Genomic DNA, 11227 nt, shown 5'->3' with positions numbered 1-11227 from the left:
TGGCTTGTTTTTGTTTCAGTCAGGCCACGATTGACCGCAACCTGACTGAAACGCCTGGCAGGCTTGTGCAATATATCTAGTTTGATGACACCCACTCTAGAGTTTTACCTCCAGAATGTAATGCTAGGGATAACCCAATGAACCTCAAGTTCAGTGCGATTTATTGGATGGTGGGGAAAAAGCCTTCTTTCTCCCACCAGCGGAGTGGCTGTTTGTGAGTTGCGGGCCATACCTCATCCAGAGTGTCGCCAGAGTAGAGGAAACCTCCGCGCATTACCCAATGGACGTTGTTTGAATTGTGAATGTTAATAAGGGGGTCTCGGTCAAGGACAACAAGGTCCGCAAGTTTGCCGGGTTCGATGGAGCCGAGGTCCTTTTCATAGCCGATAGCTTTGGCACTTTGAATGGTGCCAACGCTGAGAGCCTCAAGCGGTGTCATGCCGCCCATAACCATCGACCAAAGTTCCCAGTGGCACTGCAGACCCTGCATCATACCGTGTCCGCCGAGACCAATAATTCCTCCTGCACGCAGAATTTTGGCAGCATCGCCTGCCTGCTGCGGGAAGATATATTCTTTATCCCGCGTCCAGGGCATGCGCTCGCTGTCGCGCGCTAGTACATAAGGATCAATGAAGCGTTTCACCTTAGGGTCGTCATGTACTTCTGTGTGTTCCAGAAAGTATTGCGTAGCTGTGGGACCGCCATAGGCAACAACTAACGTGGGATCATAGGCGGTACCGGACTGTGCAACGAGCTGCACGACATCCTTATAGATGGGGGTTTGCGGAAAGTTGTGCTCATTGCCGCTGTAGCCGTCAATGATGTGCGTAAGGTCAAGCCGGAGATCAATGCCGCCTTCGGTAGTAGGCATGGCCTTAAGTTCCTGCGAAGCCTGAACCATCCACTGGCGTTGAGCACGATTGCCGACCATGTAGCTTTTGAGTGTGGTTGTGCGGTAGTAGTCGGTATAGCGGCGGACAACATCCTCCGCGTCCTTGAGTGACTGGAAGTTATTTTCGAGAAAGATGCCAGGCCCGGTGGAGAAGGCACGCGGACCGACGATGCGGCCAGTGTCAACGAGGTCCTGGTAGGCAAAAATGTCAACGGTGAAAGTCTGTGGATCGCGGCCCGAGGTGACGCCGTAAGCCAGATTTGCTTCGAAAGGCCACGCTTCGAGCTCAAGAACATTGCGGCGCATCTGTGTCCAGTGCGCATGAACATCAATAAGGCCGGGGATAATGGTCTTGCCGGAAACATCCATTACCTTGGCTCCGCTGGGAACTGGGAAAGAACCTTGTGGCCCGACAGAGACAATACGGTCGTGAGTGATAAGAACATCAGCCTTCGGCAGCACCTTGTCGCCATTCATTGTTATAACTTTGGCACCGCGAAGCAGGATGCTGCCGTCAGGAACGGCACGCGGCTCTTCAACTTGTAGTGCTACGTGTTCCGGCTGGAGCTTCGTAGTCTTGTCCTTGTCTTCCGAGGATGGTTTGCTGTCCTTTACCTCGGCAGCTTTTTCGGCAGCCGCCTGGGCATCGGCCAGTTCAGCATTCAGAACGGAAGTGAGTGGCAAGTGAAAGAAGGTGGCGCCGGTAGTCCAAATAATCTCGGAGCCGTCGGGAGACCAGTCGAGATCGTCAATCCCTTCGATGTTGAGTCGCCTGGCGGCAAGGTTGGGTTTGGATGGATCAAGCTCAATGGCAGCCCCACCCACACGCGGCAGATCAAGCAGCCATGCGTTGTGATTCACCAGGGCGATGGCACGTGTACCGTCCGGGCTGATTACGGCAACATGAGCGGTGCCCGGCGTTTTCTGACCCTGGATATCTCTGGTCTTAACCGCGATAATCTCCTGCAGATCAGTGCCGTCAGTGCGCATGGAGACGAGACCTTTGGCATTGCTGAAGAAAACACGATCAGAACCATGCACAAATTGCGGGCGCGACATGTCGCGGGCAGGAACAAGCATTTGATATCGACTGCCATCGGCTGGAATACGAACAAACTCAGCTCCGGGAACAGGTGCGGCGGCGGCAAACTGATATTCGACGCGGCGTTTTTCGCGGTCTTCAATGGAGGAGCGAATCGCAAAGATGGCAGCGCCATCGTTCGACCACACAGGCTGCTCGAAAAAACCGGGAATGCTAGTCAGCTTCTGCGGGGAACCGCTGCCGTCGGCTGCTGTCTTCCAGAGAGCGCCTCCCTGTTCGGCATCCCAGGTTACAAAGGCTATCGTCTTGCCGTCGGGCGACCATACGGGCTGGAACTCGCCTTCCGTGGATTGAGTCAGGCGATGAGTCCTGCCGGTAGCCGCATCTGCAATATAAATATGCGCCAGCGCGGAGAAGGCTACTTGATGGTTGTCCGGAGAGAGACGCGCGTCTGAAGTAATGCGCGCAATCACTGGACCGGTCTCTACACGATGATCGGAATGCACCAAGGGGCCGAGTTGCTGATTCACTTCAGCCTGGAAAGGGATGAGGGATTCTTTGCCTGTAGCTACATCAACATGGTGAATATGGCCGCCGTAAGAGACAAGGATGGCCTTGCTATCGGGCGTGAAGGCATAACCGGGGAGCACATCGCGGCTTCCAATGCCCTCCTGTTCATCGCGGTCGATTGGGTAACATACCCAGTGTTCGGCGCCGGTGCTGAGGTCACGCGCCCTGAGGCCGGATTTAGCATCGAGGCGTGTGCCGTAGACAAGCCAGCGGCCGTCAGGCGAGATACGCGGGCGGATGGCGCTGCCCTGTTCATTGGTGATGGCGTCTTCCATGCCATTTGTCGTATCGCGACGGACAATCTGCCAGAGTGGAAAGACGATGTTGTAGCCGAGCAGGCCCTTGCGGCGGCTGTAATAAATATAGCGGCCATCGGGCGAAGTAACGGCGCCAGAAATGTTGATCTGCTCTCCAGAAGGTGTCTTAGGCGCGGTGCTGGCTTTGGTTATCTGCACGCCGCTGCCACCTAGAACATCCAAAAGCCAGAGCTCACGACCGCCGAAAACGTCAGAGGATTTTTCCACAAGGATGTAGCGGCCATCAGGTGTCCACTCCGGCGAAACCCATTCGATGTGGCGTTCCCGTGTCAGCACGCGAGGATGAGAACCATCGGCGTCGGAAATCCAGACATTTTCCGCACCATCACGGTCGCTGATGAAGACGAGATGCTTGCCATCGGGCGAGAATCGGGGCTGCGCGTCAAACGCCATGCCGGTGGAGAGCGGCTTTGCTTCTCCTCCGGAAACAGGCAGTGTGTAGAGGTCTCCCAGCAGGTCAAAGACAATCGTCTTGCCGTCGGGCGAAAGATCAAGAGATATCCATGTGCCTTCGTCCGTGGTGAAGTGGATGCTGCGGGCAGCTTTTAAGGAAAGTGGCCTGGCAACGTCGCCCTTTTCCTGTGCGCTAGCAAATGGAAGAGCAAAGCCTGTGGCTAACGCAGCAGCTGCGAGACCACGGCCGAGGAGGCAAGCAACATGTCGATTATTCATAGGTGATGTGATATTCCGCTGATTGGATTGCAGCGATTTCGTTCCGCTTGTACCAGCGCGCGGAAAAAATGTCTTAAATCTGCTCATTAAACCAGCGGTAGCCGTGCATCTGCTCATGCTTAGCCTTGCTGAGCAGGACAAGAACCCTCTTGCGATCAACATTCGCAAGGCAGGCCACCAGCGCATCCGCAAAGGCCATCGGAGCAACGAAAGAACTGCGCAGGGAGGTGCCTTCGATACCCACGACATACACATCATGCGCGAAGCGGGCTACCATCGCACTGGCGATATTTGTCACGGCAATGCAATGTGCGCCACGTTTGTGGGCATCGCGCAGGCTTTCCACGGTTGAGCGCAGGCCGCGGCGAAAAGTCATTGCAAGAACAACGTCATCTTGGGTTACGGACCCGACCGCATGGGTCATTTCGCCGGCGCCATGCAGAATCAGGGGCGCGAGCCCCAGCATCACCATCTGATAGCCAAGGTAGTCGCCAACCGTTGCAGTGAGATCGCCGGTTAGCAGTAATATGCGCCGGGCTTTATGAATGCGCCGCGCCAGTTCGACCATGCTCTCCACATCCAGAGAAGCAGAGAGTGCATTCACATTTTCTATGCTGCGTTCGAATGTAGCACGGACAAGGCCCTGCAAGGACGTCTCTTGCGTGGCGCTATCGCGCAGCCGGTCAAAAGAAGTCACATTCGATAGAGATAGGTCGTGAAGATATTTTTTGAAATCTGAATAGCTTTTAAAGCCGAGTTGCTGAACAACGCGCAGTAGAAACGAAGAGTCCGTGCCGAGTTGTTCGGCGCTCGAACGTATGGATAGCAGTACGAAGTCCTGTGGCCGCTCAAAGATGGGCCGAAGAATTTCCTGCCTTCGAGGCGTTAGCGACGCACGCCGCGATTCAAGGGAGTCAGCGAGACCACTGTTGTGATGGATGCGCGATTTATTCACAGAGAATTGGCCTTATTGAGAGTCTGTAATCCCCGACGGCATGATAGTACATATTGTGCATCACAGAATAACTTACGCCACAGTAAACCGCACGATAGTGCTGCTGGAACAATGACGGGATACAATGCACCTCAGCTCTGTATCCGTATAGGCTGTTTTGCGGGCATGCCACTGAGCCGTTGCCTCCGAGATAGAACTTGGTGCCTGCTCTTAGTTGAGAGCGATGCAGGAAAAGATAGCTGCCAGCTTTGAGGCGGGAGTATATATTCTCGCAAACTTGAAAAATCAACATTTGTTGTCAAATCTATTACGATTGACATCATTAGTGGTATTATTTACCTGTTCTTCATGAAATAAGGCGGAAGACCACAGGCGCTGCCGGTTATTGCAACCTTAGGATGAGACGGTTGCAGGGAATGGTGATTGTTCCGCTGTTTTCTCAGGAGAGTCTGCTTTCGCTTCCGTTAATTACGAATTCTGCTGCGCAAGTCAGACTACGTGTATCTTCGGTGCGGAAACCTGGATGCGCAGCTTTGATGCAAGTTCTGTAAATCCGGATTTCGACAAAGAATTTGCCAGGCAGCTGATTAAGGCGCTTGAGCAAAAAACTCAAAGACCTTCAGGGATTTTTCTGATATAAGGCTCATCGGCTTTTCCCTTGTTTTCAAGGGGCGGGAATTGTGCATCCTTGGCGGATACTTTTTACCATGATTATCCATCATCGATTCCGTTCGCATAGCACGATGATCCGAGTCATCAGATCGTCCAAATGCTTACCAGCAATCGGGTTACCGATAGCAACAGCCGATCTTCGATCGTCCCCCGCTCCGCAGGCATCGATGCTGTATTCGATGTAGCACAATGGGCCGGATGGAATTTCCGCGAGGCCACTTCACTCTGGACAACTGCCAGAAGGACTGGAGTCAGGATGCACGCTGAAGCAACCGGAAATCTGGACGACCATGGGCAAAGTCCGCACCTTCTGCCGGACAGTGATCTTGTGCTTCTCTTGAAGCAGCGCGACCAAAAGGCATTCAGTATATTTTTCGAGCGTTATGTAAGGCTTGTTCGTGGAATTGCATTGGGAGTCCTGCGAGATGCCGCAGAAGCGGAAGATATAACACAAACTGTCTTCTGGGATGTCTATAGGGCAATCGATCAGTATGACGCGGCCAAGGGGACACTACGAACCTGGTTGCTCCAATACGCTTACCACCGCACATTCAATCACAAGAAAGCTCTCCAGCAGCGTGGTATTGGTCAGATGGGGCGTGAGGAAGAGATCGATACATTTCACAATAGGCGCTCCGGCCTACATACGATTGAGACTGCGCAGGCCATGCGGCAGGCGCTCAACCTTCTTACCTCCGACCAGCAGACCACCCTTCGAATGTTGTTTTTTGAAGGCATGGAAATGGAGGATGTCGCGCAGAAGCTAGGCCAGAGAGTGTCAAACGTCCGTCATCACTATTACCGGGGCCTGCGCAAGTTACGTGATGTGATGAATGGAGACACGGCACGAAAGGGAGAAGCTAACAGCCTTTCTTCCCCCTTCCGCAAACGCCGCGCTTCTACTTCTCATGCTCCTCAAACCAATTAAGAACATGCCCGAGCAGCGCCTCCTGGTGATCCCGTTCTGCAAAGACATGCGGTTCACGCGGAAAGCGTATCATCCTCGTCTCACGTCCCATAAAGCGAAGGCCGTAGTAGAATTCCTGTCCCTGAGAGATCGGAACACGTTCATCGGCCTCGCCATGCACAACTAAAACTGGCGTTGTGCACTGGTTCAGAAAGGTCACAGGGGAATGTTCCCTATACAGGTCCTTATGGGAAGCAAATTCGCCGAAATAGCCATCCAGAAAACTAGGAGCGATGTCTGTAATTGTGGCCATCGATACCAGGTCCGTAACGCCGGCGCCGACAACAGCAGCTTTGAACCGGCTGGTATGAGTCACCGTCCACGAGGTCATAAAGCCGCCGTAACTCCAACCTCCGGCGACCATCTTGTTTTTATCAGCTATGCCTTGCGCGACAACGAAATCGGCCCCGTCCATCTCATCCTGAAAATCGGCGCCGCCCCAATCTTGAAAGTTCGCTTCAGTAAAGTCAGGTCCTTGGCCGTCTGAGCCGCGTGGATTAGGCAGCAGAACGGCATATCCGTGCGAGGCCATCATCTGTGCCCAGTCGTGCCACGAGCCCAGCCAGCCACTTTCCCAGATGCCCTCCGGCCCGCCGTGGAACTGTACTAATGTCTTGTACTGTTTGCCGGGAACATAACCCGCTGGAAGCACCAGTACGCCATAGATCGTACGTCTGTCGCGCGTACTGTTCCACTGTACTTCTTTGACTGTGCCCAGAGCCCAGTCGTGAACTTGAGGATTGGTTTCGGTGAGTGTCTTCCATATATGGTTACTGAGCGTCGTAACTTCGGCTGGGTGAGACGTGGTTCCAGTAGCAAAGACAACAAAGCTTCCATCACGCGAGACGGAGAAATCACGCAGGGATGAAGCATGCTCATCACGAATCGTTGCCTTCCCGCTCTGGACATCTACATCTGCCAGCACAGCAGTCGTACGCTCCACACCGGAAACCAGCAAGTGGTGTCCGTCCTTGCTCCATGCGGCATCTTGCCAGGTGACAGGCAGATTGGAGCCAAGAAGCGTCTCCTTTCCTGTGTTTCGGTCATAGAGGACTGGAACACCCGTTATCCCCTTTTCCGTCATTCTGCTATAGACCAGATGCGCTCCATCCGGTGACCACACGACAGGCATCGATAGCGCATGCTCGGCCAGCGTCTGTTCCACTTCGCCCGTCTGTGCGCTGAGTATCTGAACCTTGGAAACCCGCCAGTAATCATCCAGGCGCGGAGTAGGAGAAATGCGTGCAACGATATGCTTGCCATCCGGCGACCAGTCAAAGTCGCAGACGTTGCGGTCTCCCACGGTCACCAAGGTCGCGGTATGCGCCGCGAGGTCATAGGTATACAGGCGGTCGAAACGATAATCGGAATCTACTATGCGGTCATCGATCTTTTTTTCTTTGCGTTCGGTTTGTGTCTTCGTGTCTGTATCCGCACGTACAAAAGCAATCTGGCGCCCATCCGGTGACCACTTGAAAGCCTTGATATCGCCAGGCAGGTTGGTCAAGGGAATTGCTTCTCCACCCGCTGGGGACAGTATCCAGAGCTGGTTTCCCTGCGTTACACCGGGTTTGGCATCTTCTTTTTGCGCCTCAACTAGCTCAGGCCTGCTCTCCACGCGCGAGAGGCTGAAAGTAAATGGAGAATCACCGTGCAGACGGATCGGGTTCTTGCGTGTTGAAAGAAAGGCCAATTGCTTTCCATCTGGAGACCAGCGAGGAGAGGAGTCAGCTCCGTCCCCTGATGTCCACTGGCGGGCCCGACTGGGCTCCGTGGTGCTCGTAATCCAGATGCTTTCTACTTTCGGAGCGGTAGCTGGCTGTGGTGTCTGTATCGAATAGGCAACCTGCGAGCCGTCAGGGGACAGCTGTACTTCGGCCACCTTGCGGATGGTGACAATATCATACGGCGTGATGACATGCTGTTGCGCGGCCAGGCTCCATGGAGTCCAGGCCAAAAGAGCTGCAAGAACATAGCGGGATCGAGATGACATAGAGAGTCCTCACAAAATTGAGCTAAAAAATGGCGACGCCCCATTACTGGAAACGTCGCCGGAGGGATGACCCTGTTGCGGTAGAAACCAGAAGGTTAGCTCAGAACATGTATTTGAGCGCGAACTGGATTTGGCGTGCGGTTCCAAAGCCCATCGTGTTACCGAAGGTGCTTGATATGGTGCCGAAGGTGGTTGAGGTTGGCGTCCACGAAACATTGGGGAAGCCAAAGTTGGCATGGTTAAAGATGTCGAAGAATTCCGCGCGGAACTGCACATGCTGCCGATCGGTAATATTCGTTTCCTTAACTAGGGAGAAGTCCAGCTGATTAAACTTCGGTCCGTAGACGGTGTTACGCGACGAGTTGCCGAAGGTGCCGGCAGCCGGTTTCTTCCATGCGTTGCGATTGAGATACGTGATGTAACCGTTCGCGTCGAGCGTGCGTTCAACATAGTCCGACACGCCCGGAACTACGTCAGGTCTCTGGGCCGTGTAGTTGTAGTTGCCGTAGGTGTTAATGCCAGACATCGCTACGCTGGAGGTAACGCCGCTGCGGAAGATGCCCAGGCTGTTGATGCTCCATCCTGAGACTGCAGTGCGGATCACCCGTGGAGAATTTCCCAGGAATCCATATCCCGACCCCATTGGAAGTTCATAAACAAGGTTGAAGCTGAGGTTGTGGCGGATATCTCCCGAACCATTGCCGCGTTCGGCCTTCAGATTGTTTACATCCTGTGGATCGCTTCCATATAGTCCCTGGTCCTGCACGTCGTCAATCACATGCCCAAGCGTGTAGTTAACGCTGCCATTCATTTTCTTCCCAATGCGCTGCTTGAACTGCGCCTGGAATCCGTTGTAGCTGCTGAAGCCGTTGTTGTTTTGCAGATAAATGCTACCGAACGCCGTGTTCGGGCGCGTAGCCGGCGACGAGTTTTGGATGTACAAGTTAGCGTTGGTTTGCCGCCAGATGTTCAGGCCATGGTTTCCTACATAAGACAATTGGAAAGCACTGCCATGTCCCAGGTCCTGGGCAATATTCAGGTTCCACTGCACGCTGTAAATGTCAGGCTTGTGCGTGGGGAATCCATACACGGTTGGCGCGGGCACAGTACCTGAAGACAGGTAATCGGTATAGGGGTAGGAGAGGCCTGGATTGGCAGCCTGCGTCAGAGTCAGGTTGCCGCTGACGTTGTTCAACGGAACGTTGTACGAACCAAAACCTACAGGGTAGGCCTGGAAGAAGAAACCAGAGCTGGCACGTACGACGAGGCGCGGTGTAGGAGACCAGGCAAGACCCAAGCGGGGGCCGAAGTCCTTGAAGTTGGTATCAAAGTAATCCTGCCCAGCACGCATCAACTCGCCTGTACGCGGATCATAGGACTGCGTAGCGTGGTTCTTATCATACGGCGGAGTAGCCCAATCCCAGCGGATGCCGTAATTAGCCAGCAGTGTGGGAGTAATCTGCCAGCTGTCCTGAACATAGGCGCCGAGTTGCGTTGCTCGAGTGCCGTGGCCGGGGTCGCCCGCTGTCTGGGTAACTTGCTGAACGGTATTCGCCTCAAATGCCGCGACGCTCGCGTACGACACCGCAGCAGTTGTAATGCTGTTGCGGTTAAGTTGGATGCGATAGGCAGTTGCGCCCCATTTGAGGGTGTGGCGTCCACGCACAAACGTCATCTGGTCACCCCACTGGAAGCTGTTGTTGTTCGACAAGCTGTTGCCGCGTGAGCCTACTACTGCATCAACGCCAGCAATGGAAATCTGCGGGATGTCTTCTGCCGAGTCCAACCGGCTGGCCCAGCGCTGGAAGCCGATTAAGGCGTCATTGATAAAGTGTGGGTTGAAAATATGCTGCTCATGCAGTGCAATATTCGTGGTCGTCAGCGGAACATTCTGGTGGTCATTCAACCCTAGGGCCGTCGTTGTTACGCCAAAGAGAGGTCCGGTCGTCAGAGAATTATTGATGTTTAAGCGGGCAAACATCGAATCATTCTGAGAAAACTGATGATCGACACGAATGCTTCCCGTGTTTTCCTGCACGCTTGTATTGGAAACGGTGTTGTAGACCACGGTGTCGTCCGTCGTGCTGCTGTTCACCGTAGGCATGTCATCCAGAAGAGGCTCAAGCTCAGGATGAGCGGTCAGCGCAATCGCACGAGCCGAGTTGCTGAGTACGCTGCCCGATCCGATAATACCGATGGTTTGGCGAGAGCCCTCGTAATTGGCAAAAAAGAAGGTGCGGTCATGATAGATAGGGCCGGCCAGGTTGCCTCCGAAATCATTGAAGCGGAAACGCGGCTTGATATCGCGGGCAAAATAATTGCGCGCATCAAGTGCTTCATTTCGAAAGAAGTCATAGCCTTCGCCGTGGAATTTACTGGTACCCGACTTGGTGACGATATTAACGAGCGAACCTGCTGCGCGGCCGTATTCGGCAGGATATCCACTGGTCTGCGCACGGAACTCCTGGATCGTTTCCAGCGAGCCGGTAAGCAGACGTGCGCCGCGCTCGAAACCATTTGCCATGTATGGTTGATCGACGCGCGACGCATCGACGCCGTCAATCGAGTACTGGTTGTGAACCGTGTGCAGGCCATCAAAGCTGATGTCCGCAATATAGCGGCTGCGAGCGACTGCGCCTGGAGTAAGCAGGCTCAAACGTGCATAATCGCGTCCATTCACGGGCAATTCTTCAATCTGCTTCTCGCTGATCGTGTCGCCAATCGAAGAAGAAGTCTTGTCGAGCTCCGGCGCCTCTGCTTCCACTGTTACCGTCTCTGTTGTGTTGCCAGGCTTGAGAGCAAAGTCGAGACCTGTTGAACTGGCGGCTTTCAGGGTTACCGTGTTGAGAATATCGGACTGAAAACCAGTAGCCTCGACGCGAAGGCTATACTCGCCGGCTTCGAGACTCGGGAAGGTATAAAAACCTGTAGCATCTGTTGTTGTGGACCGCTCAACGCCAGTAGCGTTGTTGTGCACCGTAACTTTGGCGGCCTTGATGACGCTCTTTGAAGTGTCTGTTACGGTGCCCGACAAACCGCTGAAGGTTTGAGCAGAGGCAGACAGAACAGACAGTACAAAGAGGAGTGTAATGCTGAAAAATCTTAAGCGATTCGTTTGCAACACAGTTCTCCTAAAACGGGTGGTAT

Annotated in this window: 5 protein-coding genes; 1 reads left to right on the top strand and 4 read right to left on the bottom strand. The window is 53.9% G+C overall.

Features of this window, described 5'->3' with window-relative positions; translation table 11 throughout:
• Window positions 1–160 precede the first annotated feature (160 nt).
• Both AC5S3R_RS03530 and AC5S3R_RS03525 read right to left on the bottom strand, forming a co-directional pair.
• Window positions 161–3493 (bottom strand): amidohydrolase family protein, encoded by a 3333-nt coding sequence (locus AC5S3R_RS03530; RefSeq protein ID WP_494265291.1) that lies wholly within the window; start codon window positions 3491–3493, stop codon window positions 161–163.
• A gap of 73 nt (window positions 3494–3566) precedes the next feature.
• Window positions 3567–4448: a MurR/RpiR family transcriptional regulator gene (locus AC5S3R_RS03525; protein WP_494265290.1), complete on the bottom strand. Its 882-nt coding sequence runs from the start codon at window positions 4446–4448 to the stop codon at window positions 3567–3569.
• A gap of 928 nt (window positions 4449–5376) precedes the next feature.
• Between AC5S3R_RS03525 and AC5S3R_RS03520 the strand changes: the two genes are divergently transcribed.
• Entirely contained in the window at window positions 5377–6048 is a 672-nt protein-coding gene (locus AC5S3R_RS03520; RefSeq protein ID WP_494265289.1) for an RNA polymerase sigma factor, read from the top strand.
• On the opposite strand, the gene AC5S3R_RS03515 is transcribed toward AC5S3R_RS03520, so the two are convergent.
• Both AC5S3R_RS03515 and AC5S3R_RS03510 read right to left on the bottom strand, forming a co-directional pair.
• The gene (locus AC5S3R_RS03515) at window positions 6020–8080 is read right to left on the bottom strand and encodes a S9 family peptidase (protein ID WP_494265288.1); all 2061 of its coding nucleotides are present in this window, start codon (window positions 8078–8080) and stop codon (window positions 6020–6022) included. The genes AC5S3R_RS03520 and AC5S3R_RS03515 overlap by 29 nt on opposite strands.
• 100 nt (window positions 8081–8180) lie before the next feature.
• Entirely contained in the window at window positions 8181–11201 is a 3021-nt protein-coding gene (locus tag AC5S3R_RS03510) for a TonB-dependent receptor (RefSeq protein WP_494265287.1), read from the bottom strand.
• Window positions 11202–11227 lie beyond the last annotated feature (26 nt).

The organism is Occallatibacter sp. FHG110214_02, assembly GCF_059115385.1.
The sequence above is the reverse complement of the archived record's forward strand: the minus strand, read 5'-3'. Positions and strand labels throughout refer to the sequence as shown.

Excerpts from the sequence above, each read along its gene's own strand:
- AC5S3R_RS03530 (WP_494265291.1), bottom strand. The coding sequence starts at position 3,493 with ATGAATAATCGACATGTTGCTTGCCTCCTCGGCCGTGGTCTCGCAGCT.
- AC5S3R_RS03520 (WP_494265289.1), top strand. The coding sequence starts at position 5,377 with ATGCACGCTGAAGCAACCGGAAATCTGGACGACCATGGGCAAAGTCCG.
- AC5S3R_RS03515 (WP_494265288.1), bottom strand. The coding sequence starts at position 8,080 with ATGTCATCTCGATCCCGCTATGTTCTTGCAGCTCTTTTGGCCTGGACT.